Annotated in this window: 20 protein-coding genes; 9 read left to right on the plus strand and 11 right to left on the minus strand. The window is 59.5% G+C overall.

The features are described 5' to 3' along the window. Window positions 1-2,152: DUF6531 domain-containing protein (locus BFP93_RS23700; RefSeq protein WP_141688005.1), on the minus strand; the 2,152-nt coding region annotated here is incomplete at its 3' end. A gap of 485 nt (window positions 2,153-2,637) precedes the next feature. On the opposite strand from BFP93_RS23700, the gene BFP93_RS23705 reads away from it, so the two are divergent. Further along, a complete protein-coding gene (locus BFP93_RS23705) occupies window positions 2,638-3,402 on the plus strand; it encodes a type IV toxin-antitoxin system AbiEi family antitoxin (RefSeq protein ID WP_065895147.1) in 765 nt (254 codons plus the stop codon). Beyond that, complete coding sequence (locus BFP93_RS23710; RefSeq protein WP_065895148.1) at window positions 3,392-4,315, plus strand: nucleotidyl transferase AbiEii/AbiGii toxin family protein; 924 nt, start codon at window positions 3,392-3,394, stop codon at window positions 4,313-4,315. The genes BFP93_RS23705 and BFP93_RS23710 overlap by 11 nt, the downstream gene beginning before the upstream one ends. A gap of 55 nt (window positions 4,316-4,370) precedes the next feature. Here BFP93_RS23710 and ycaC read toward each other — a convergent pair whose 3' ends face one another. Continuing rightward, window positions 4,371-5,003 carry an isochorismate family cysteine hydrolase YcaC gene (ycaC, locus tag BFP93_RS23715; RefSeq protein ID WP_057724871.1) on the minus strand — a complete coding sequence of 211 codons (633 nt, stop codon included), beginning with the start codon at window positions 5,001-5,003 and terminating at the stop codon, window positions 4,371-4,373. A 505-nt stretch (window positions 5,004-5,508) separates the two neighbouring features. Here ycaC and BFP93_RS23720 point away from each other — a divergent pair. Continuing rightward, window positions 5,509-5,745, plus strand: a complete 237-nt coding sequence (locus BFP93_RS23720) for a hypothetical protein (protein WP_065895149.1) — start codon at window positions 5,509-5,511, stop codon at window positions 5,743-5,745. A gap of 293 nt (window positions 5,746-6,038) precedes the next feature. Here BFP93_RS23720 and BFP93_RS23725 read toward each other — a convergent pair whose 3' ends face one another. From BFP93_RS23725 to BFP93_RS23765, 9 genes are all read right to left on the minus strand, one after another. Beyond that, window positions 6,039-6,809: a LexA family transcriptional regulator gene (locus BFP93_RS23725; protein ID WP_065886816.1), complete on the minus strand. Its 771-nt coding sequence runs from the start codon at window positions 6,807-6,809 to the stop codon at window positions 6,039-6,041. A gap of 211 nt (window positions 6,810-7,020) precedes the next feature. After that, window positions 7,021-7,548 (minus strand): inorganic diphosphatase, encoded by a 528-nt coding sequence (ppa, locus tag BFP93_RS23730; RefSeq protein WP_049711351.1) that lies wholly within the window; start codon window positions 7,546-7,548, stop codon window positions 7,021-7,023. 109 nt (window positions 7,549-7,657) lie between these two features. Further along, the gene (locus BFP93_RS23735; RefSeq protein ID WP_065895150.1) at window positions 7,658-8,473 is read right to left on the minus strand and encodes a M90 family metallopeptidase; all 816 of its coding nucleotides are present in this window, start codon (window positions 8,471-8,473) and stop codon (window positions 7,658-7,660) included. A gap of 6 nt (window positions 8,474-8,479) precedes the next feature. Continuing rightward, window positions 8,480-9,136 (minus strand): DedA family protein, encoded by a 657-nt coding sequence (locus tag BFP93_RS23740; RefSeq protein WP_065886818.1) that lies wholly within the window; start codon window positions 9,134-9,136, stop codon window positions 8,480-8,482. A 302-nt stretch (window positions 9,137-9,438) separates the two neighbouring features. Next, entirely contained in the window at window positions 9,439-9,897 is a 459-nt protein-coding gene (locus BFP93_RS23745; protein ID WP_056861944.1) for a GNAT family N-acetyltransferase, read from the minus strand. A 91-nt stretch (window positions 9,898-9,988) separates the two neighbouring features. Continuing rightward, entirely contained in the window at window positions 9,989-10,822 is an 834-nt protein-coding gene (gene eutC, locus BFP93_RS23750; RefSeq protein WP_065895151.1) for an ethanolamine ammonia-lyase subunit EutC, read from the minus strand. Then, entirely contained in the window at window positions 10,819-12,213 is a 1,395-nt protein-coding gene (locus BFP93_RS23755) for an ethanolamine ammonia-lyase subunit EutB (protein ID WP_065895152.1), read from the minus strand. Before BFP93_RS23755 ends, eutC begins: the two co-directional genes overlap by 4 nt. A 63-nt stretch (window positions 12,214-12,276) precedes the next feature. Continuing rightward, window positions 12,277-13,710, minus strand: a complete 1,434-nt coding sequence (gene eat / locus BFP93_RS23760; RefSeq protein WP_065895153.1) for an ethanolamine permease — start codon at window positions 13,708-13,710, stop codon at window positions 12,277-12,279. 207 nt (window positions 13,711-13,917) lie between these two features. Beyond that, entirely contained in the window at window positions 13,918-15,438 is a 1,521-nt protein-coding gene (locus tag BFP93_RS23765; RefSeq protein ID WP_065895154.1) for an acetaldehyde dehydrogenase ExaC, read from the minus strand. A 269-nt stretch (window positions 15,439-15,707) separates the two neighbouring features. Here BFP93_RS23765 and BFP93_RS23770 point away from each other — a divergent pair, with 269 nt between their 5' ends. The 6 genes from BFP93_RS23770 (at window position 15,708) to BFP93_RS23795 (ending at window position 24,557) form a co-directional block, all read left to right on the plus strand. After that, the gene (locus tag BFP93_RS23770; protein WP_065895155.1) at window positions 15,708-17,627 is read left to right on the plus strand and encodes a sigma-54-dependent Fis family transcriptional regulator; all 1,920 of its coding nucleotides are present in this window, start codon (window positions 15,708-15,710) and stop codon (window positions 17,625-17,627) included. A gap of 184 nt (window positions 17,628-17,811) precedes the next feature. Further along, window positions 17,812-20,997: a hypothetical protein gene (locus tag BFP93_RS23775; RefSeq protein ID WP_141688006.1), complete on the plus strand. Its 3,186-nt coding sequence runs from the start codon at window positions 17,812-17,814 to the stop codon at window positions 20,995-20,997. A 100-nt stretch (window positions 20,998-21,097) separates the two neighbouring features. Continuing rightward, entirely contained in the window at window positions 21,098-22,171 is a 1,074-nt protein-coding gene (locus BFP93_RS23780; protein WP_141688007.1) for a hypothetical protein, read from the plus strand. Window positions 22,172-22,304: 133 nt separating this feature from the next. After that, window positions 22,305-23,654, plus strand: a complete 1,350-nt coding sequence (gene mpl / locus BFP93_RS23785; protein WP_065895158.1) for a UDP-N-acetylmuramate:L-alanyl-gamma-D-glutamyl-meso-diaminopimelate ligase — start codon at window positions 22,305-22,307, stop codon at window positions 23,652-23,654. Beyond that, entirely contained in the window at window positions 23,651-24,280 is a 630-nt protein-coding gene (ubiX, locus tag BFP93_RS23790; protein WP_065895159.1) for a flavin prenyltransferase UbiX, read from the plus strand. Before mpl ends, ubiX begins: the two co-directional genes overlap by 4 nt. Then, window positions 24,273-24,557, plus strand: coding sequence for a YceK/YidQ family lipoprotein (locus BFP93_RS23795; protein WP_065886827.1), 285 nt, complete (start codon window positions 24,273-24,275; stop codon window positions 24,555-24,557). Before ubiX ends, BFP93_RS23795 begins: the two co-directional genes overlap by 8 nt. The last annotated feature ends 182 nt before the right edge of the window (window positions 24,558-24,739 follow it).

The raw sequence follows: 24,739 nt of genomic DNA on the forward strand, positions 1-24,739 counted from the left end.
CGGCTTCGTCGTACTGATACGCCGTCACCGCGCCCAGCGGGTCCTGCTCGACGGTCAGTCGGCCCTTGTCGTCGTAGGATTTGAAATGCCGGGCGCCGTCGGGATCGATGCGCTGTACCAGTCGCGCCCGGTCGTCATGCACGTACACTTCCTGGCTACCATCGGCGTTGTGCACGTTGACGCTGCCGTCATCGCTCCATACATAGCGCGTGTCCATCTGCGAAAAACTGGCCCAGTGCCGGACACAGCGCGCGGCTTTACCAGACCTTTCCCACGCCCAAAAGAAACTCGCCCCACCGGCCAATTGCCGCTCAAGAATGATGTGCTGTTCGTCGTACCGATAAACCTCGCGTTCACCGACGGCATTGGTTGCCGACACCAGTCGTCCGGCGTCGTCATAGGCGTAGGAAACGACGTTCTGCTCGGTCACCCAAACGAAGGGTTCATGGCCTTTGGCGCGATGCACCTGGTAGTCCACCGCCACGATGCGGTCGAATTCATACCGCAAAAAAAGCGAACGGCCCGCACCGTTATCCAGTCGCTCAATACGCCCCAACCGATCCCGGACAATGCGCAATCGGTTGTCATACGCATCGCTGATCGCCGTCAGCACACCGTCGCAAAAGTGATAAAACCGGGAAGACTGGGCCAGCACCAACTCGTCAGGCGCAGACCCCAAGTAGATCGCCGCTTCCGCCAGGCTGTTGGTAATCGCCGGCCGAGCCGCCGTCGGCAAGGGCAGGGTGGTCGAGCGATTCTCATGGTCGGTCCACACCACCGAATCGCCCGACACAGAAAGCCTGTGCGCCAGCGCATGACTCCAGCCAAACCCCAACCCGCAATTCACGTCCACCGCACTGGTGCGATACAAGCGCGTCCACTCGAACGGCAAGATGCCATCCAGCGCTCCGTCGGTCAGGGTCAGCAGTTCCTCGCCGGTGACCATCGACACCGGGCAACCGTGAGTAACGGTCTTGTCCGCAGAGGCAGCAGTATCCCCAGCCGGATTTTTAGCCGAGGTAGGCGCATCATCTACATGCTCTTTATGCAGCAGCACCGCGTTCTGCCGAGCCTTCCAGCGCATCTGCAGGGTGCCCTGCTTCAGCCCACCGACCACCCCTCGAACCGCCACCGCTTTATAGCGATCCACCGCCTGCATAAACTTGGTCAGAATCGCCAGCATGCTCTGTATGAAGCCAACCGCAGCCTCAACAATCCGAGCGCCATACTTGCCCAGCCGCAAGCTCAAATAAGCCACACCCGCCGCCGGTAAGGCGATGGTCAGTACCGCGCCAATCACCAGATCAATCAGCAGCGACACGATCAACCCTGCAGCCACTTGCGCGATCTGGCCCGGCGGCAATGCATCCAGCCAGACCAACGCGGTGCGCACCAGAAGGAACAGCGCCGCCTCATCACTGGCCAGCAACATCGCGTGTTCCATGATTTTGGGTGCATCGCTGGCGATTTGCGCCAACTTGGCTGCTTGGGCTCCCAAGTGCTCTACGTACTGCAACGGATCTTCAAGGATCGACTGCACCAGCTTTATGCTGTCCCACACCTCACCGATCGCCGCCCTACTGCCCGCCAGTATGCCGCTGCCAATTGCACTGGCCGTGGATTGCTGCCAATGCGGCTTGAAGTCCATCCACTGATCGCGCAGCCATTGCTCCAGGTCTGCTGTCAGTCCGGCATAAGAGGCGAACAAGGCATCCACTTGCTGCGCTGAAACACCGCCTTGAACCCGAACTTGATAGCGCCCGCCGGCGGCGCAATAGTGCGAACCCTCGCCGTGTTCATCGAGCATGATCACTGCTGAACTGCCGTCATCCAGGCGGGTCACCTCAACGGGGATGTCGCCAATCGGTACGTCATACAGCGACTCGAACCTGCTCTGGATCTTAAGCACGCCACCCACCGGGCAACGAGCCACGGTAGAGAAATCCGCGTCGGTATGGCTCACCGAATGCTGCGAATCCCCGGCCTGCAACACCCGGTCCATCCCCAGCAGCGACGGCATATCCGCAGCATGGCTCACCGAATCCAGTGCTCGGGAATACCAGGCACCCATTTGCTGGCGATAAATCGTCAGGCTCCGATGGAAAGTATCCAGCTCATATTCGATCGAGGTGATGTGGGCAGCGTGGGTCATCCATGACGTCTCGGCAGAAGGCAAGGCGTCGGAGTCTGCCGCAGCGAAAGGCGGCTGGATGAGCGGTTTGAAAAATCAGATTGCGCTTACAAAAGGCGGGTAATTTTCGATGTCGACGTGTGCCCCCGGATCACTTCAGATAGCGACGCTGCTGATTGACGAACAGTGCCTTGAGCGCATTTCAGCTGGGTTTCAAACGCATTCAAACCGGCTTACATCCGCTGCAACTCGGCGATTTGCGCGGCTAATGTTGAGGCGGTTGTAGATTGGAGTGTTCATGGTTGAATCCTTTTTTATTTGGGTTGGTTGGGCGTTGTGTTCAACATGGGCACAGATTAATGGGTGGTTGATGGAGGATAAATCGGGGTGGAGGGAGTCTTACTGCCTACTATTAGGTGACAATAAAAGGCGGAGAAAGTGATCCCCGAAGCGGCATCATGGTTTAATATTCATCCTATAAATACCCTTATAGGGATATATTTTTCATGAAAATAAACCGTCTTCTCGCAGATTGGCCGTCGGGCACGATCGTCACTCAGGCATGGCTTCACGAGCAGGGAGTCGGCCCCAACCTCATTCAGAAATATCAGCAAACAGGCTGGGTTGAGCGTGTGGGTCATGGTGCCTGGAAACGCACCGGCGACAGTATCGACTGGCACGGCGGTATTTTCGCATTGCAACAGGGTGCAACGATGCAGACCTGGCCGGGCGGCGCGACGGCGTTGAGCCTGGCCGGTTACAGTCATTACCTGACGTTTGGAAAAGAAACCGTTGATTTATTTGGCACCTCAGGCGCCGTTCTTCCCGGTTGGTTTCGCAAGCATGAATGGGAAGCGCAGATGAACTTCCATCCGGGCGCGCTCTTCACAGGGCTGGAAGATATGGCGTTACAAGTTTTCCAAATACCTTACCGCCAATTCGCGCTAAAAATCTCCACCCCGGAACGTGCGGTGCTCGAGCTTATTCACCAAAGCGCCGACGAGATGCTGTTCAGCGGTGTGGCCGATGTGATGAACGGTCTTACCACGTTGAGCCCCAGGCGCCTGCAGAAGCTGCTTGAAGCGTGCAACTCCATCCGCGTCAAACGTGTGTTCTTTGTGCTGGCGCGCAATGCGGCTCATACCTGGTACGAGCGAATAGACCGTTCCAGCATTGATCCAGGCAAGGGCAAGCGGCAAATCATCCGGGGCGGTCGACTCGATAAAGAGTTCCTTATTACCGTTCCGGAGCGTTTTGCCAATGCCACTTGATCCACGTTATGCCGCTCAGGTTCGTCTGCTGGTGCAGGTCATTCCTTACGTGGCGGCAGAACGATGTTTCGCGCTGAAGGGAGGCACGGCGATTAACCTGTTCGTACGTGACCTGCCTCGATTGTCGGTGGATATAGACCTGGCGTATCTGCCCAGCGCTGATCGTAAGCAGGCATTGGTCGACGCTCGCCAGGCCTTGGAGCGGGTTACAGATGCGATAGGGCGGGGGCTTCCCGGAGCCGTTGCCACCATTCAAGGAAATCGAGACGATGAGCTTCGGATTCTCGTAAGGAACGCCCAGGCCCAAATCAAGATTGAAGTTTCGCCAGTACTGCGCGGCACCGTCCATCCACCGTTGGCGCGTGACGTAGTGCCGCTGGTCGAGGAAGCGTTCGGATTCGCTTCGGTGGCCGTGGTGTCCCTGCCTGACCTGTATGGCGGCAAAATCTGCGATGCACTGGATCGGCAACATCCCAGAGACCTTTTCGACGTGATGTGGATGCTTCGGGAGCAAGGGCTGACACGTGAAATCTTCGAGGGCTTTCTGGTGTATCTGATCAGCCACAGCCGGCCCATGGCTGAATTGCTTGCGCCCCGCTGGAAGCCATTAGCGGGCGCGTTTCAGGCTGAATTCGCCGGCATGACGCGAGAGCCCGTCACACTTGACCAGTTGGAAGCGACCAGAGAGGCGTTGTTAGCCGCGACCCGCCAACAATTCAGTGAGCAGGATGCCGCCTTCCTGATCTCGATCAAACAGGGAAAGCCGGACTGGACGACGCTGAACCTGCCGGGAATAGATCGTTTGCCTGCCGTGCAATGGAAATTGCATAACGTCAGGCAAATACCTGCTGCAAAACGGGCGGAAGCCGTGGCGAAGCTGGAAGTGGTGATTGAGCAATTGTTGGCAGGGTAGGCATGACGTGAAAAAGCCCGCTTTCATAGCAGGCTTTTCTTAACGCTGGGTTTACTTATTTCTGCTGCGCCGTCAACGCCGCATACCCATTCATCAAATTGCGATAGTTGGGAATACGCTGGGACAACAGATTCCCCAGCCCTTCGATATCGTTGCGCCAGTCGCGGTGCAGCTCACACGCCACCGAAAACCAGTTCATCAACTGCGCACCGGCCTGGGTCATTCGGCTCCACGCCGCCTGCTGCACCGTGGTATTGAACGTGCCCGACGCATCCGTCACCACAAACACCTCGAACCCTTCCGCCAGCGCCGACAAGGTCGGGAACGCTACGCACACATCCGTCACTACACCGGCAATGATGATCTGCTTACGCCCGGTGGCCTTGATCGCCTTGACGAAGTCTTCGTTGTCCCACGCATTGATCTGGCCTGGGCGAGCGATATACGGCGCGTCCGGGAACATCTCCTTCAACTCCGGCACCAGCGGGCCGTTGGGGCCTTGCTCGAAGCTGGTGGTGAGGATGGTCGGCAGGTTGAAGAACTTGGCCAGGTCGGCGAGGGCCAGTACGTTGTTCTTGAACTCGTTGGGGGAGAAGTCCTGCACCAGGGAGATCAGGCCGGTCTGGTGGTCGACCAGCAGTACGATGGCGTCGTCTTTATTGAGGCGGTTGTAGGTTGGAGTGCTCATGGTTGAATCCTTTTTTGTTTAGGTTGGTTGGGCGTTGTGTTCAACATGGGCACAGATTAATGGGTGGTTGATGAGGGATAAATCGGCTGTGATGAGTCTTACTGTCAACTTGAACAGGACGATGGTTAGTGCAGCAGTCTGTTGCACAAAATCAATGTGAAGAGCGATGGGGGATTTGACTTTGAATGGCCAGCAGGTCCTATCCCTTTCATTTGCAGGACGTTTCCGAGAGAATCCCAACCGCATTGCGCCAGCGGGAATGGGTGACTAGGCTGCGGATTGTCACTGCACATTCAGTGACCGGGTTTAGTCGCCCGGATTCGATTGGCGCATAAGCAATTCATGAGTCAGGCACCCCATCGCCTGCATCTTATGGTGGCTGTGCGCAGGGCACCTCCGGGTGCGCCGGGTTACCAATCGACCGGTCGACTAACCTGCGTACAGCTGCCGCCTTTTGTTTAGTCGCGGAAAGTGGCAGCTCCAAATTATCGATTGGAGTTTTGCTATGGATAACGTTTGTTCGGATTTACCGTCATCAGCTGTGACCAATCCGTTTACCGTCAATGAAGAACTGAGCTTCGAGGACGCCTGGGTGCAGGTGGCTGAGCTGCTGCATTGTGCGCTGGCCACGTCGCAGGTGCTCGGCGAGCCAGTGGCTGCGCCGCAGAGGGCGGTGATGCATTTGGTGGAGATGGCCAGAATGGTGGCCGATCGGGCTGTGGCGTGTTTGCAGGCCCCATGACGCGCAAGGCCGGCAAGTCGCTGAGCGGCCTCTTTTGATCATTCAATTGTCCAGCGGCTGTTGGACAATTGAGCCGAGATTGGCGGGCATTAAAAAGCCGGCTTATGGCCGGCTTCTCTGTGACTGCCTCAGCTTGTTTTTGACAAACCTCACCAGCCTTCAAATCGCTCAGCCCACATTGCGTCGGGCTGAATAGTAGGGGCATCCGCGGGAACTCCTCCGCATCGCCTGGCAGGGTAATAGCTTAAAACCATTCCCTGCCAAATGTGCGGCGCATGATACCCACATTCACCTCAGTTGCCCACCTCCGGTTCCGGTTCAGCGCCTTCCCAGCCCAGCAGGTGGTCATCCAGCGGGACGGGTGGGCGGCGGTTGTTGAGGGTGGACCACCAGAATACCCAGCCGACGATTTGGAAGTTCTGCTCGAAGCGTTCGTCGTAGGTGAGGTATTCGTCCGGGTGTTCGCCGGCGTTGTGGCTGCGCATGCGCAAGCCTCCGCCTGGGCGGTTGTAGAGGTATTTGATGCGCAGCATGCCGTCGTGTTCGACGGCGTAGATTTCGCCATCGATGATTTGGGTGCGGCCTCGGTCGATGGCGAGGGTGGCGCCTTGCTGGATGATGTCGATCATGCTGTTGTCGACCATGTAGGCGCCCACGGCTCGGTCGGGTTTTACGTTGAGGGTCTGGAGGGTGTGTTGGGTGACGCGGATGCGTTCGGTTGAGGTGAATGTGGGGTGGAGGGGGATTTCCACGTCGTTGTTTTCCGGGCGGCAGGCGGGGCCTGTGAGGTATTTGCCGATGTCTTCGCGGGCGGGTGCAATCCTTGCGGTGGGGGCTTCCAACAGGTAGTTGGCGGGCGGGTGTTTGGGGCCGCGGCCGTCGCTTAGCCAGCGACTGGAGACGCACAGCAGTTCTGCGATCTCGTTGAGTCGGCCCATGGGGACGCCGCGTTTGAACCAGTTGTTCACGTGCTGAGGCGTGACGCCGCGGTTCTTGGCGAAGTCGGAGGCGGAAAGATGAACTTCCCGTAGTAGCGCTTTTAAACGATCACCTGATGTATTCATGAACACAGAGTTTACTGGCCGGGAAAACCATTCAAATAAACCATGCGTTGATTTGCGCGTGTAGGTTTTTGCTTAGTTGTAGCTTGATTCTTCAGGGTTGCTGGTTAGTTGAACGTCTAAACTTAAGCGCTGAACTTGATGTTTATTTTTCCCACAAAAAAGCCCCGAATAATCGGGGCTTTTTGATTGCCGTGGCAATGAGGCGCGGGTATCAGCCTTTGTAGGCGGCCACCGACTTCATGATCTCGGCGCGGGCGGCTTCTGCGTCGCCCCAACCGTCGATCTTCACCCATTTGCCTTTTTCGAGGTCTTTGTAGTTCTCGAAGAAGTGCTTGATTTGTTCCAGCAGCAGGGGCGGCAGGTCGGTGTATTCCTTCACGTCGACGTACAGCTGGGACAGCTTGTCGTGTGGCACGGCGATGACTTTGGCATCGCCGCCGCCGTCGTCGGTCATGTTCAGGATGCCGACCGGGCGAGCGCGGATGACCGAGCCTGGGGTGACCGGGTAAGGGGTCACGACCAGCACGTCGAGGGGGTCGCCGTCGTCGGCCAGGGTGTTGGGGATAAAACCGTAGTTGGCCGGGTAGAACATCGGGGTGGCCATGAAACGGTCAACGAACAGGCAGTCGCTGTCTTTGTCGATTTCGTATTTGATCGGCGCGTGGTTGGCCGGAATTTCGATGGCGACGTAGATGTCGTTCGGCAGGTCTTTGCCAGCCGGAATCTTGCTGTAGCTCATTGGGCGTTGCCCCCGTTAGTTGGCCATGTGACATGGCCGGATTGGCCTAAAAGTGGCGGCGATTATAGGCATATTCTGACGCCGATGCCATGCGCCAAGCGTCGTACGGTCATTCGCCCTGCGGCTGGTAGCGCGGGTCGCGGGCTTGCAGTTGGGTCAGGCGGGCCAGGGGATCCTGGCGGTAAAAGCGGCTGAGTTGGGCGTACACCTGTGGATAACTATTGACCAGCAAGTCCGGGGCACTGAAGAAATATTCGCTGGTGACGGCAAAGAATTCCGCCGGGTTTTCGGCGGCGTAGGGGTCGATCTCGATTTCAGCGTCGGGGTTGGCGTCCAGTTGGCGATTGAGGTCGTCAAAGGCGCTCTGCATCACGCTGGCCCAGTCCTGCACGCGCATGTCGTTGTGCAGCGGTGGCAGGCCGTTGGCGTCGCCGTTGAGCATGTCCAGTTTGTGCGCCAGCTCGTGGATGACCAGGTTGTAGCCTTCCCATTGGCCGCTGGCCAGTACCCCGGGCCAGGCCAGTATCACCGGGCCCTGCTGCCAGGCTTCGCCGCTGTGTTCGCCGTCCCACTCGTGCTCCACGCCGCTGGCATCGCGATGGCGCTGCGGGCTGAGAAAGTCGTCGGGGTACAGCACGATTTCATGGAAGCCCTGATACCAGTCGAGGTCGCCCAGGTTCATCAGCGGCAGTTGTGCCTGGGCGGCAAGCAGCAGGCGTTGTTCCTGGTGCAGTTCGACGCCGGGCAGGGCGGTGAGGTGTTTTTCGGCGAGGAACAGCACACAGGCTTCGCGCAGCCACTGGTCTTGCTCGGCCGTGAGGCCGTCGAGGAAAGTCAGGTGGTGGCGCACCCGCTGCCAGGTGTCATCGGCAATCGGGTGCTTGGCCAGCAGGCGCCGGCGACGCCAGGCGCTGAGGGACCACACGGGCGATCAGTGTGGTTTGGCTTCGGAGGAGGTGCGGCCAAAGCGGCTGCGCACCACGCCGATGATCATCGGCACCAGGGACAGCAGGATGATGAACACGACGAGCAACGACAGGTTCTTCTTGATGAACGGCACGTTGCCGAAGAAGTAGCCCAGGGTCACCAGGCCACCGACCCAGAGAATGGTGCCGAGCACGCTGAACCCGAAGAAGCGCGGGTAGGGCATTTTCGCGATGCCGGCGACGAACGGCGCGAAGGTGCGCAGGATCGGCAGGAAGCGCGCCAGGGTCACGGTTTTGCCGCCGTGCTTGTCGTAGAAGTCGTGGGTTTTTTGCAGGTAGTCGCGACGGAAGATTTTCGAGTTGGGGTTGCTGAACAAGCGTTCGCCCACCGTTCGCCCGATCACGTAGTTGGTGCTGTCGCCGAGGATGGCCGCCAGCATCAGCAGGCCGCCCAGCAATACCGGGTCCATGCCGCCGCCTGCGGCCACGGCACCGGCGATGAACAGCAACGAATCGCCCGGCAAAAACGGCATGACCACCAAGCCGGTCTCGCAAAAAATCACCAGGAACAGAATGGCGTAGATCCACGGACCGTAATTGGTTACCAGCATGTCGAGGTAAACATCGAGATGCAGGATAAGGTCAAGCGGGTTGAAATCCATGGATGGCACCTGTGTGAATGGCCCGGCTCAGCAGGCCAGTGCGGGAACGACGGGAAATAAGGCTACACGTGTATGTCGAGATTCTTACAACCCTGAGAGGTGCGCATTATACGGATTGAATGGTGAAAAGCGTGTGGCTTTTGTAGCGGGGAGTGTCGTGAAATTGTGAAGCGGTGGGGCTCGGTTTGAAAATGTGGGAGGGGGCTTGCTCCCGATGGCGGTGGGGCAGGGATAGATTCGTTAACTGACACTCCGCCATCGGGGGCAAGCCCCCTCACACAGGGGATTTTGGTGTTTGAGGGTCAGTCCTCGCTGATCGGCAGCACGTAGTTCTTGAATTCGGTGTCTTCGCGAAAACCGATGGACTCGTAGGTCTTCTGCGCCACGTCATTATCGCTGCTGGTCGATACCCGCAGCCGCACCGCGTGGGTTTCCTTGGCCATTTTCTTCGCTGTGCGCATCAGATTATCGGCGACCAGTTGCCGGCGCGCGTCCTCTGCCACATAGATGTCGTTGAGGATCCACACCCGTTTGAGCGACAGCGAAGAGAAGCTTGGATAGAGCTGGCAGAACCCCAGCAGCCGCTTGTCATCATCATCGGCCAGTGCCAGGTAGATCACCGATTCCTTGCGGCGCAGGCGCTTTTCCAGGAAGGCCCGCGACGAGTCCGGGAACGGCAGGGCCCCATAGAACTCGCGGTATTTGACGAACAGCGGGGTGAGCAGGTCCAGGTGTTCCAGGGTCGCTTGAGTAATCCGCATGCCAGGCCTCAACTTCCAAATGGGTATGACCACGCGCGCGGTCGTCGCTTGATGCTGCCTAAAGCCACGAAAAAGCGCAATCGTGCGGCGATCAGTCTACGGGTGGGCTGAGCAGGAAATTGCCCTTCATCAAGTCCGGGTCATCTGATTCAATCGTCTGCAACTGCGCCTCGTCCTTGAGATTGACCCCGGACAATTGCCGGCGGCAGGCCTCGCGCATCAGGTACAGCAGGCGATGGGCCGCCATGCCGTAACTCAGGCCTTCCAGGCGCACATTGGAGATGCAGTTGCGGTAGGCGTCGGTGAGGCCGACCTTGGGGTTGTAAGTGAAATACAGCCCCAGGCTGTCCGGCGAACTGAGCCCCGGCCGTTCGCCGATCAGGATCACCACCATTTTGGCGCCGAGCAGTTGCCCGATCTCGTCGGCCACTGCCACACGGCCCTGCTCTACCAGGATCACCGGTGACAAGGACCAGCCTTCAGCGTGGGTCTGTTCTTCCAGGCGTGTCAGAAAGGGCGCGGTGTGTTTATGCACGGCCAGCGCCGACAGGCCATCGGCTACTACGATCGCCAGGTCCATCCCATTCGGATGGGCTGCCGCATAGTCGCGCAGGGTCTGGGCCGATTCATCACTCAAGCGGCGTCCAAGATCGGGGCGTTGCAGGTAGGTATGCCGGTCGGTGGCGGCGCTGTGCAGCAACAGGCTGTCGCGGCCGCGTTCGGCACATTGGCGGCTCAGCGCTTCATGATCGAAGGGCAGGTGCACCGCGTCTCGCGCCTGGGCGTGGGCGAACTGGAAGTCCAGTTGGGCGTTGGTCGGAATGCTGGTGCCGGTGCGGCCCAGGGCAATGCGGGCCGGGGTCAGGCGGCGCAGTTGCAGCCATGGGTTGTCAGGCAATTCTGGTTGCACGGTCGGCTCCTTCATCCCAATTGCGCCAGAGCGTGGCGAAACGCCGGTGGCAGGCTGTTACCAAAGTGCACCTTGCCACCTTTCTGCGTAAAGATGCCCATTTTCGCCAGCCATTGTTCGAACTCCGGCGCCGGTTTCAATCCCAGTGTCTGGCGCGCGTACAGCGCGTCGTGGAATGAGGTGGTCTGGTAATTGAGCATGATGTCGTCGGAGCCGGGGATGCCCATGATGAAATTGATCCCGGCCACGCCGAGCAGGGTCAGCAGGGTGTCCATGTCGTCCTGGTCGGCTTCGGCGTGGTTGGTGTAGCAGATGTCGCAACCCATCGGCACGCCGAGCAACTTGCCGCAGAAGTGGTCTTCGAGACCGGCGCGGATGATCTGTTTGCCGTTGTACAGGTACTCGGGGCCGATAAAGCCGACCACGGTGTTGACCAGAAACGGTTTGAAGTGCCGCGCCACCGCGTAGGCGCGGGTTTCACAGGTTTGCTGGTCGACGCCAAAGTGCGCGTTGGCCGACAAGGCGCTGCCCTGGCCGGTTTCGAAATACATCAGGTTCTGGCCCAGGGTGCCGCGATTGAGGCTCAGGCCGGCGTCGTAACCTTCCTGCAGCAGGCTCAGGCTGATGCCGAAGCTGGCGTTGGCCGCCTCGGTGCCGGCGATCGACTGGAACACCAGGTCCAGCGGCACGCCACGGTTGATCGCCTCGATGGAGGTGGTGACGTGGGTCAGCACGCAGGCCTGGGTGGGAATGTCGTAGCGCTGGATGATGGCGTCGAGCATCTCGAGCATGGCGCAGATCGAGGCGATGCTGTCGGTGGCCGGGTTGATGCCGATCATCGCGTCGCCGTTGCCGTAGAGCAGGCCGTCGAGAATGCTGGCGGCGATGCCCGCCGGTTCGTCGGTGGGGTGGTTGGGCTGCAGGCGCGTGGACAGACGCCCGCGCAGGCCCAGGGTGCCGCGAAACCGGGTGACCACGCGGATCTTCTGCGCCACCAGTACCAGGTCCTGCACGCGCATGATTTTGGACACGGCGGCGGCCATTTCCGGTGTCAGCCCCGGCGCCAATAAACGCAGGGACTGTTCGTCGGCCGCGTCGCTGAGCAGCCAGTCGCGCAGGCCGCCGACGGTGAGGTGGCTGACCGGTGCAAACGCCTGTTTATCGTGGGTGTCGATGATCAATCGGGTGACTTCATCGCTCTCGTAAGGAATCAGCGCCTCCTGCAGGAAGTGCTTGAGCGGGATATTCGCCAGCGCCATCTGCGCGGCCACCCGTTCGCCGTCATTTTGTGCGGCAACACCGGCGAGGAAATCCCCGGAACGCGCCGGGCTGGCCTTGGCCATCACATCCTTGAGGCTGTCGAAGCGGTAGGTGTGTGCACCCACCGCGTGGGAAAAGCTTGCCATACAGTGTCTCCTGAATGACGCGGGCGAACCTGGAAACGCCGCCCGCGTCGAGGTTTTCGGCAATCAGTGCAAGGCGGCCTCTGCGGCCTGGATCGCCGCAAACTCTTCTTCCGGCGTGCCTGCCACCAAGTGATGCCGGCTGTAGAAAGCAAAGTAAGCAATTAATACTCCATAGATGATCGCAGCGCCAATCACCACCCGTGGATCCACCAGAAAGCCCGCCACCACGGCCACGCAGGCCAGTACCAGCGCCACGCCCGAGGTGAAGATGCCGCCCGGCGTGCGGTACGGGCGATCCATTTTGGGGCGACGGATGCGCAGGGTGATGTGGGCGGCCATCATCAACACATAGGAAATGGTCGCGCCGAACACCGCCACCAGAATCAGCAGATCGCCCTGGCCGGTCAGCGACAGGCCAAAGCCGATAATCCCGGGAATCACCAACGCCAGTACCGGTGCCTTGCTCTTGTTGGTCTGGGACAGCTTGCGCGGCAGGTAGCCAGCACGGGACAAGGCGAATATCTGCCGCGAATAGGCATAGATGATCGAGAAAAAGCTGGCGATCAAGCCGGCCAGGCCCACCAGGTTGACGAAGCTGCCCATCCAGGTCGAACCACCGTAGGCCAATGCCAGGGCTTCCACCAGCGGGTTGCCGGATTTGATCAGCGCGTAAGTGCCCGCACCGCCGGGCGCGATCACCAGGATCAACAGGGCAAAACTGGTCAGCACCACAATCGCGCCGATCAGCCCGCGTGGCAGGTCGCGCTTGGGGTTCTTGGTTTCTTCCGCAGCCAGTGGCACGCCCTCTACCGCGAGGAAAAACCAGATCGCATAGGGGATCGCCGCCCACACGCCAACGTAGCCGAACGGCAGGAAGCTGCTGGCGCCCTTGGCGTCGCTCAGCGGGATATCCAGCAGGTTGGCGACGTTGAAGTGCGGCACCATCGCTACCAGGAACACACCCAGCGCGATGGCCGCGATGGCGGTAATCACGAACATCAACTTCAACGCTTCACCCACGCCAAAGATGTGGATGCCGATAAAGATGATGTAGAACGCCAAATAGATCATCCAGCCGCCAATACCGAACAGCGACTCGCAATACGCGCCGATAAATACCGCGATGGCGGCGGGGGCGATGGCATATTCGATCAGGATCGCCGTGCCCGTCAGGAACCCGCCCCAGGGGCCGAACGCGCTGCGGGCAAAGCCGTAGCCACCGCCGGCGGTGGGGATCATTGAGGACAGTTCGGCCAGGGAAAAGCACATGCACAGGTACATGGTGGCCATCAGCAGTGTGGCGAGGAACATCCCGCCCCAACCGCCCTGGGCCAGGCCGAAGTTCCAGCCGGCGTAGTCGCCGGAGATGACATAGGCGACACCGAGGCCAACCAATAACACCCAGCCGGCGGCGCCTTTTTTAAGTTCGCGTTGTTGGAAGTATTGGGAGTCGACTTTTTCGAAGTCGACGGAAGAATTTGTGGGTTCGCTGGGCATGGGGAGTACCTTTCATTCTTATTGTTTTAACTCGGCCTCTGTGTGCCGAATGCGCATCGCAAATACTTATGCAGATCCAAAATGTGGGAGGGGGCTTGCCCCCGATGGCGGTGTATCAATCAATTCAGTGTTGGCTGATCCACTGCAATCGGGGGCAAGCCCCCTCCCACCTTTGATTGCATTGCAAAGGTGGGAGGGTGTTGTGGGTTAGAAGAAACCCAGCGGATTAATGTCGTAGCTCACCAGCAAGTTTTTGGTCTGCTGGTAGTGATCCAACATCATCTTGTGCGTCTCGCGCCCTACACCGGACTTCTTGTAACCGCCAAACGCGGCATGGGCCGGGTACAGGTGGTAGCAGTTGGTCCACACGCGGCCGGCCTTGATCGCGCGGCCCATGCGGTAGGCGCGGTTGATGTCGCGGGTCCACAGGCCGGCGCCCAGGCCGAACTCGGTGTCGTTGGCAATCGCCAGGGCTTCGGCTTCGTCCTTGAAGGTGGTGATGCTCACCACCGGGCCGAAAATTTCTTCCTGGAACACGCGCATTTCGTTGGTGCCCTTGAGCAGGGTCGGCTGGATGTAATAGCCGGTAGCCAGGTCACCGCTGAGCTTCTCCACCTTGCCGCCGGTGAGCAGTTGCGCGCCTTCGCCCTTGGCGATTTCCAGGTAGGACAGGATCTTGTCGAACTGCTGCTCGGACGCCTGGGCGCCGACCATGGTGTCGGTGTCCAGCGGGTCGCCCCGTTTGATCGACTCGACTTTCTTCATGACCACTTTCATGAAGTCGTCGTAGATCGACTCTTCCACCAGCGCGCGGGACGGGCAGGTGCACACTTCGCCCTGGTTGAAGAACGCCAGCACCAAGCCTTCGGCGGCTTTTTCGATGAATTGCGGTTCGGCTTTCATGATGTCGGCGAAGAAAATGTTCGGCGACTTGCCGCCCAGCTCAACCGTGGACGGAATGATGTTCTCGGCCGCCGCATGCATGATGTGCGAACCCACTGGCGTTGAGCCGGTGAACGCGATCTTGGCGATGCGCTTGCTGGTGGCCAGGGCTTCGCCGGCTTCTTTGCCGAAGCCGTGCACGACGTTGAGTACACCGGGCGGCAGCAGGTCGCCGATCAGTTCCATCAGCACGTTGATGCCCAGCGGCGTTTGCTCGGCCGGCTTGAGCACTACGCAGTTACCGGCGGCCAGGGCCGGGGCGAGTTTCCAGGCGGCCATCAGCAAGGGGAAGTTCCACGGGATGATCTGGCCGACCACGCCCAGCGGCTCGTGGAAGTGATAGGCAGCGGTGAGTTCGTTGATTTCGGCGCTGCTGCCTTCCTGGGCGCGAATGCAACCGGCGAAGTAGCGAAAGTGGTCGGCGGCCAGCGGGATGTCGGCGTTGAGGGTTTCGCGCACGGCCTTGCCGTTGTCCCAGGTTTCGGTGATGGCCAGCAGTTCGAGGTTCTGTTCGATGCGGTCGGCGATTTTCAGCAGTACCAGCGAGCGGTCCTGGGCGCTGGTTTTGCCCCAGGCGTCAGCGGCGGCATGGGCGGCGTCCAGCGCCTTGTCGATGTCCTTGGCGGTGGAGCGCGGGAAGTCTGCGATGGGCTTGCCGTTGACCGGCGAAGTGTTGGTGAAGTAATTGCCATCGACCGGCGCAACGAATTCGCCACCGATGTAGTTGCCGTACTTGGCCTTGAACGAAACGATGGCGCCTTCAGTACCGGGGTGTGCATAACGCATGGTGGGCATCTCCTGCTTTTATGTTTATCGGAGTCAGCGCGGCAAGCGCTTTATAAAGCGTAGAGCAAAGGTCGGGCCACTGGGTGCGGGCCAGCTAAATCAAGGGTTTGGTTTTGTTTACACGGCATGACTGTCGCCGGATCGATACAGGCGGGTGACAGTGTGTGCCATAAACGGTACAGCCAGTGACCGATGGGTCGGCGCGGGATTGCAATGGCCGGGTGCCTGGGGGATGCTGGGCGTTCTCACGCAGGGAGAATAATAAGAACATGCACAACGATCATTTCAGTCGCCATGCCCAGCAGGTGCTCACCGTCACCCGTGGGCAAGAGCCGCCTCACGGACCGGGCAGCGACCCGTCCATCGCCCGCTCCTGGTTGCGTTGCCTGGAGGACTACCACCTCGACCCTGCGCTGACCGTCGCCCCCACCGTGCTTGAGCATGGCCGCTTGCTGGAAAGCCGCGAACGCCTGCGCCAGGTCTTGCACATCGCCGGCACCGAAATGAACAGCCTGCACCAGCAGCTCTCGGGCGCGGGCCACGCCGTGCTGCTCACCGATGCGCGCGGGGTGATCCTCAACTGCGTCACCGCCCCCTCCGAACGCAGGATATTCGAGCGCGCCGGGCTGTGGCTGGGCGCTGATTGGAGCGAAGCCTGCGAAGGCACCAATGGCATCGGCACCTGCCTGGTCGAGCGCCAATCCCTGACCATCCACCGTGACGAGCACTTTCGCGGTCGCCATACCGGGCTGACCTGTTCGGCGAGCCCGGTGTTCGACCCCCATGGTGAGTTGCTGGCGGTATTGGATGTGTCGTCGGCCCGCGAAGCCGTGTCGCGCCAGAGTCAGTTCCACACCATGGCGTTGGTCAACCTGTCGGCCAAGATGATTGAAAGCTGCTACTTTTTGCGCCACTTCGAACAGCACTGGTTGTTGCGCTTTCATCTGCAGGCGGAGTCGGTCGGGTTGTTCAGTGAAGGGCTGTTGGCGTTTGATGGCGAAGGGCGCATCTGTGCGCTCAACCAGAGCGCACTGAACCTGTTGGGGCAGTTGCGTGGCGGTTTGTTGGGCCAGCCGGTGGAAGCGGTTTTCGACTGTTCCCTGGATCAGTTGCTGGGGCGCGCCAGCGCCAACCCCACGGCCGTCTGGCCGTTGCGTACCCGCGATGGCCGCCAGTTGTTCGCGGCGTTACGCGGGCAGGGGCGCCCGGCCCCGACGCCCAGCGCCAAGCAGACTGTTCCCGGCCGTTCGCGCTTGCCCGGCGTCTGCCTGGATGACCCGGCGCTGCGGCTGGCTTTCAGCCAGTCTGTGCGGGTGTTCGAACGTGATGTACCGTTACTGGTCAATGGTGAAACCGGCTCGGGCAAGGAAGCCTTTGCCAAGGCGGTCCATCTGGCCAGCCAGCGTGCCGACAAACCCTTCGTTGCCCTCAACTGCGCCGCTATCCCGGAAAACCTGATCGAGAGCGAATTGTTCGGCTATCGCGGCGGCAGTTTTACCGGCGCGCGCAAGGAGGGCATGCAAGGCAAGCTGCAGCAGGCCGATGGCGGCACGCTGTTTCTTGACGAGATCGGCGACATGCCCCTGGCCTTGCAGACGCGACTGCTCAGGGTGCTGGAAGACCGCCTGGTGGTGCCGATCGGTGGCGAACCCCGAGCCGTAAATGTCAGGATTATCAGCGCTACCCACCGCAACCTACTGGCCCGGGTAGAGGACGGCGGCTTCCGCGAGGATTTGTATTATCGGCTCAATGGCCTGGAAGTTGCGCTACCGGCGTTGCGTCAGCGCACTGACAAATCACAGCTGCTGGACCTGCTGCTGGCACAGGAAGCCGGTGATCAGGCTGTCTACCTGGAGCCGGCTGCGCGCGACGCGTTGTTGGCGTATGCCTGGCCGGGCAACGTCCGACAGTTGCGTACGGTATTGCGCACGCTGGTCGCGCTGTGCGAAAACGGGAAGGTCGCTGCGGAAAATTTACCGCCGATGATCCGTCACGCACCTACTCATGACGCTCCCTCAAGTGTTTCTTCGCTGTCCCCCTTTGAAGAAGCCGAGCGGTCAACCCTGCTGGCCGCGCTGGAGCAACAGCACTGGCATATGAGCCATGCGGCAACGCACTTGGGCGTCAGCCGTAACACGTTGTACCGCAAGTTGCGCAAGTATGAAATTTCACGAGCTTCGGTAGTTTAGCCTACAGTGGTTTTGAAGTTTTACAGGCGCCCTGGTTAATAAGTAAATGGGGGTGTGTAAGTTGTTGGGTTCAGCAATATTATGTCGATTTTAAATGTCGCGTATTTTGCATGTTTGTCCCACTCATTGAGTACATTGAAGCTTCGGTTGTTTAGAAACTTGAACACTGTATTCAGGGTGGATTATGAGTATTCCAACGACGTATACGTACCCAATAACAGCGTCCTTCAGTTCACTGGCTGAACGAGGCGAAGGCCATACAAATCATAGGGGCGGCGCCGCGATTGATAAAGGCCACCCTGCGACTGAAACAAGTGAAACGCCCTCAACAAGTCGCGCCGAGGCCGATGCCGAGGTCGCCAGTTCATTCGCCTCATTATTGCTCGACGGTCGTTATAGAACGTCAGTTCGGCCCCCCGATGTGCAGGTCCCGCCGCACTCGACGGTGGCGCGCTGGTATGCCCAACTGGAGAGTGCATTCAAAAGCGAAGGGTTTTCAGCCTGGGCTAACAAGCAGGGGCTGGATATGCATGCTCTGACGCTGATCCCTGCGCGCGGGGAAATAAAAGGTTATGTAGACGGTCGGCCCAAAACCTTTTATCTGTCAGACGATTCAGGCTGGTCTGATGTTTCCCGCACGCTCCTGGCCCTGGGCAGGGTATTCGCCCCCGAACACGGTCAAGCGGTGCGATACCCAGGGAGCGGTCAGGGCGGCGTGTCGATGCCGCTGGTCGCGCAATTCTACAAGGAGCCTGATCTTTTTGACGGCGGCCAAGCCAGCGTTCGCCGCAAACAGTTCACGGATAATCCCGGCTTCAATCTGGATGAGCGTCACCTGTCGACCCACTCCGACGCGGCGCTGGCGGCGCATCGGCAGGCGCTGGGCGATGAGGCCAATCGGCACAGGCTGATGAGCGCATTGAACGCTTTAATCGATGACGCTGAGGGGCGTGTCGACCTGGAGCAGAGCAACGTGCCCATCGATCCTCGCTCTGCATTGTTTGATCGAGAGCCGAGCAAAACGTTGAGCCTTGCCCGGATGCTCAAGCTGGAAGGCTACAAAATGCCCGCGAACAGTGCCCAGGCTCATGCATTGGCCTCGGCACTGTCCTTTGACCTGGCACACAGGGCGCCGGGCGTGGACTCAGGTGGCGTAAGGCACATCGGGCAGGGGCTGTCGTCTACTTCGCTGCGCAAGATGGGAAAGCTTGTAAAGGCGCAGATCGCGCCAGGTACGGCGAACGTGCCTGGAACGGACAGCCTCTTGAGTCGCCTGGTCAGTCATCTTCCAGCCAACCTCAGAAAGGCCATGGCTGATTATCCGTCAATCGCCCTCGACCAGCTCCTGCGCACACCCGAGGCCCTGCGGCTGGGCAAGTTGATTCGGGAGGTGCTCAAGGTTGTCGACACCCCCACGAGCGCGATTGAAAGTCTTGGCGTGGCCCTGGTCCAGGAACTCGATCCTGGCTTGGGCAAGTCGCGGTTCAACCTGGCGGGCTACAACCTGTATAGCGTTGATAACGCGGGCGCGTCTTCGGCAGAGATCGTCAAGCGCTTTACGGCGCACCTCGCCGGCCGGGTCGGCAACGAGGCCGCCGCTGTCGCCGCACGGGTTTTATTATCGGCGGCAGCCCCTGAGTTTGTGGTGAAAGACATCCCGCCCAATTTGGTCTACGGCTCCCACACCTGGGCGAATTTTTGTATAGAGGTGGCGCGCATAGAGCAGCAAGTGCCTGGCGCGACCGCAAACATGACCTTCAGCCAGGTGATGGCTTTCGGTAATACGCCGCCGGTGTCCACCGAGGATGAGGATCAACTGAAGTTCGCCGTACGCGATTCGATCATTGCCTGGGGCATTGCCAACCGTGTTATCGACACCAGCCCGACGCACACTTATTCGGATGCGCAGGCCGAGCAGGCGCAACAGGCACTCAACAAGCAGCAAAAAGAACTTCGTTGGGCGAGTAATGCCATGAAAACGCCGCCGACGACACGACGGGAATTGGCGCTGGCAGAGTTGAAACGGGTATTTCCGGACGTGGACCCGACGCTCGAGGTGATGCAGCAGGCCTCCGTGAAGCATAAGCCGATATCGTTGTTGGATATTTATATGACGGGGCCCATTCAACCGGACTATTGGATATCCAAGGATGAGCAGCGTTTTCCCTATGAGCGTTTGAAGTCGCGTCTGTCTGAATTGACCCCTGGCATCAATAAAGTGTTTAAAGCGAAATTTCAGGAGTATCGCAAGGTTCAGGAAAGTGCCTGGGCTATCCAGTTCAAATATCAGCTGTCACTGCTGCCCATGGCGGACAGGGTGCGTATCAGCCAATCGGACGTCAGTTTTTTTGAGGTGTCCCGCGCCTATACCAAGAGCGGGCCTTGTACCTCCGGGTTGTTCACCCCCAGGGAATGCCTGCCTCCAACGCCCACGGCGCAGGAACTTGAAGCGCTCAAGGGCAGGCACGGGTTGCTGATGAAAGTGGTGGAGCCTGACGGCACTGTCAGCGCCTACAGTTACTTTCCCGCCGAAGGCAAGATCGTCAAGGAAGACGGCTTTCCGGGCGGGCGGATCGACCTGGATGATCGCTCCTATTTTGGAGGGGGGAACGAAGGTTATATTCCGGGTTTGCCGCATACCTACAAGCAATATGGGCTAACGGATAAAACGCGCGATCCTGCACCGGATGGGAACAACCAGGGTGACTACTTTTCTGATAAATCGGCTGCACTCGCGCACCTGGCGGGTGGTTATTTCACCAAGGACTACGGCGGCCTGCAGAAGGCGGCGGCGGGCGTCACCGAGATTGAAAAAGGGCGTGCTTACGACGAAGAACTGAAGGGTTTTTTTCTGAGCCTCGTGCCTTTTTATGACGGTATTCAGGACGCTATCAAAGGTGATGTAGGCGGGGCGATATTCAATCTCGGCTTCGACATTCTCGGCTTTGTCATTCCCGGTGCGAATGCCGCGCGCAAAGCCGCCAAGGCGGGCAGAGGTGTTCTGAATACAATTAAAAGCGCTGTCGTGGCGGGTGTGGGGGCGTCCGTAGGTTATACCGACTCAGTCGATATTGCGAAGAACTTAAATAAAGGCGCACGCGCCGGTTATAAGGATACGAAGTACCTGATTGAAAAGGGTCACGATGTGTTGTCACGTTTGAGAGGCCATTACGGAAGTTATGATGTTACTAAAATCTATAAGGAGGGCGATATTGTAAAAGGGTTTTTTCACGCAGCTGAGGACAATGTATGGCGACCTGCCGTGGCCGTCTTCAAGAAAGGCGCCTGGTATGCCTATAACGTTGTCACTAAAACGCCGTTCGGTGTTCAGTTGGCACAATTTGGTGCGGTGAGTTCATTGCAACGCTGATACACGGACGTGTTCAGATAGCCACGATTTTCCATTGTTTAATATTCATTCGACAGGGAGCGCGAATGCTTTGTATCTATCCCGACTAAGGTGAATGACGATGAAACGTTCAACAACAATAACAACGGCGTTACTTCCTGTCCGCACTTCGATTGTATTCAAAGGGCGTATCAATCATAAAAAATCGTATCGAACGATAAAATGTTCAAAAGTAGGTGAGGTCATTGGCGGCCTTCTGAGGGGCGCTTCCAGAGAGAGTATGCCGAGCCCGACACGGGTTGACGCGCCCAACCTCGCAGGCACTACACGCAGTGGCGTGGAAACAGGCTACCAAAAGTTCGATCAAGGCTTTGTGGACGCCAAAGTGAACGGGTTCGACGGCCCAGGGCACGCCAGTGGCACCCGGCAGGCGGGAGACGCCGCCTCAGGCGCCGGGCAAACGCCCGAAATGGCCGCATATGTCGAAAAACAGCGAAAAGCCTGGCAAGCCTCCAGGGATGCGCACATCCGCGACCAGCTGTTCGGCCAGCCCAGTCCGGGCCGTGTCAATGGGCAGGATGTCGAGCCTTTTTCTGCGCGAACCCTTGAAGAGAATGCCAAGACGGCGGTCAAGGCCAAAGAGACCGCGCTGCCGCCGACCAACACGACCCTGCTCAAGACCGCAGCGATCACGACGGCGATCAGCGTACCTGTGACGTCGATCGGCATGATCGTTGTCGGGAGTGTCAACGAAGCGCTCAAGCCACTGATCAATCCGGCGCCTGCACCCGTGACACCGGAAAGCATCGAAGAAGGACGGCTCGTCGAGTACGCGCAGAACGCAACTTTTCTGTTGGTCAACACCTTGTCGAAACTGCGTGGAGAGCGGCTTGTCGGGCCGAACCTGCAATGGGTGATGCAAACCAGGGACGAGCGCCTCGACTCGCTTGAGGCCATGATTGGCTATGTCGAGAGGGAGCTGGGCAAAGAGGCCAAGGCCCGGAAAATTGATTTTCAACCGGCGTCCACGGGGCCTGAAAAAGATGACATCAAGGCGCGTGTGATCGATTTGGAGAGCCGCATGGCCGCGCTTTCTGCCTTGCTGGGGACCATGAGCATCACACCCGCGCCTAAGTCCAATACGCCAGTTTCGCCGATAGGGAACGGTTTGCAGCGGTTGCTGACCATCCAATAGCCCTGGTGGCCGGCGCCACGCCAACCCAGCCTGCGCGCCCGTCGTATCGCCGCGACGGGTGTTTCGCCCTCAGCTAAAGCGTGCGAACTTTCCCACCCTACGCTAACCTGCCTCGATGTTTACGAGGTCAACTATGCACATTCATATTCTGGGTATCTGCGGCACGTTCATGGGTTCGATGGCGGTTCTGGCCAAAGAGCTGGGCCATCACGTCACTGGCTCCGATGCCAATGTTTATCCACCGATGAGCACGCAATTGCAGGCGCAGGGGATTGAACTGACCCAGGGTTACGACCCTTCGCAGTTCGACCCGGTGCCGGATCTGGTGGTGATTGGCAATGCCATGTCGCGCGGCAACCCGGCGGTCGAATACGTGCTGAATAAAGGCTTGCCTTACGTTTCAGGCCCCCAGTGGCTGGCCGATCACGTGCTGCAGGGCCGCTGGGTATTGGCCGTCGCCGGCACCCACGGCAAGACCACCACCAGCAGCATGCTGGCCTGGGTGCTGGAGCACGCGGGCATGAGCCCGGGCTTTCTGATCGGCGGCGTTCCGCAGAATTTCTCGGTGTCGGCGCGCCTGGGCGACACGCCGTTTTTCGTGATTGAGGCCGATGAATACGACAGCGCCTTTTTCGACAAGCGCTCCAAGTTCGTCCACTACCGTCCGCGCACGGCGATCCTGAACAACCTGGAGTTCGATCACGCCGACATCTTCCCCGATCTGCCGGCCATTGAGCGGCAATTCCATCATCTGGTGCGCACCATTCCCAGCGAAGGCCTGGTGATCCATCCGACCACCGAGCCGGCGTTGCAGCGTGTGATCGACATGGGCTGCTGGACCCCGGTGCAAACCACTGGCGTCGGCGGGCAATGGCAGGTCAAGTTGCTCAGTGACGACGGTTCGCGGTTTGAAGTGCTGTTCGAAGGCGTGGGCCAAGGCGTGGTCGATTGGGGCATGACCGGTCAGCATAACGTCGCCAATGCCCTGGTGACCCTGGCGGCGGCGCGGCATGTGGGCGTGACGCCGGCCGTAGGTATCGCCGCATTGAGCGCATTCAAAAGCGTGAAGCGGCGCATGGAAAAGGTCGCCGACGTGAACGGGATTACCATCTACGACGACTTTGCCCACCACCCCACGGCAATTGCCACCACCCTGGATGGCCTGCGCAAACGCGTCGGTGATGCGCAAATCATTGCCATCGTCGAGCCGCGCTCCAATTCCATGAAGCTGGGGGCGCACCGCGATGGCCTGCCTGAAAGCGTGAATGATGCCGACCAAGTGGTGTGGTACGCGCCCGCCAACCTCGGCTGGGACCTGCCGGCTATCGCCGCACTGTGCACCGTGCCTTCGAAGGTATGCGACTCGCTGGAGGGCATCATCGAGCACGTCAAACACGTGGCCAGGCCGGGCACCCACGTGGTGATCATGAGCAATGGCGGCTTCGGCGGCTTGCACGGCAAGCTGGCTGAGGCGCTCCAATGAGCGGCCCGGAACGTGTCACCCTGGCGATGACCGGCGCGTCCGGTGCGCCGTATGGCCTGCGCCTGCTCGATTGCCTGGTGCGTGAAGACCGTGAGGTGCACTTTCTGATCTCCAAGGCGGCGCAGTTGGTGCTGGCGACCGAGACCGACGTGGAGCTGCCGGCCAAGGTGCAGATGATGCAAGCCTTCCTCACCGAATACACCGGCGCGGCGGCGGGGCAGATCAAGGTGTACGGCAAAGAGGACTGGATGTCGCCGGTCGCTTCCGGCTCCGGTGCGCCGGCGGCGATGGTGGTGGTGCCATGCTCCACCGGCACCCTGTCGGCGATTGCCACCGGCGCGTGCAACAACTTGATCGAGCGCGCGGCGGACGTCACCTTGAAGGAGCGGCGCCAGTTGATCCTGGTGCCACGCGAGGCGCCTTATTCCAGCATTCACCTGGAGCACATGCTCAAGTTGTCGAACATGGGGGTGACCATTTTGCCCGCATCGCCGGGTTTCTATCATCAGCCGCAAACCATCGATGACCTGGTGGACTTTGTGGTGGCGCGTATTCTCAACCTGCTCAATATCCCCCAGGACATGCTGCCGCGTTGGGGCGAGCATCACTTGAGTGGCGATGAATAAGGCGCTGTGGGTTGTGCTGGTGCTGCAGCTGACCGGCTGCGCCACCGCGCGTACGCTGGATGCGGCGCAACCGGGCGCGCCAGTGGTGTATGCCGGGACCCGGCTGGATATGTACGCGATCAACGGCGGCTGCTGTGCCAGGGACAGGTTTGGCGCCGAGGCCCCCACCTATCCCCATATCGACCTGCCCGCCAGTGCGTTGCTCGATACGCTGCTGTTGCCACTGTCGTTGTTGACTGTGCTGGGCGTAGGCTTCAACGCCACCGGCGGCCTGTAACGCAATTCTCAACAACACCATAAAACCAATGTGGGAGGGGCGGTGCGACGATTCGACTTGCCCTCGATGGCGGCCTCTGGGCTGGCCGGGATGTTGGATTGGACCGAGTACATATCCGTTTCTGCGGTCACGGCTGCTATGGGTTCCGCTTTTACAGCGGCTCACTTTTGAAAAGCGCAAAA

The organism is Pseudomonas sp. 44 R 15 (assembly GCF_900004965.1).
GTDB lineage: Bacteria > Pseudomonadota > Gammaproteobacteria > Pseudomonadales > Pseudomonadaceae > Aquipseudomonas > Aquipseudomonas orientalis_A.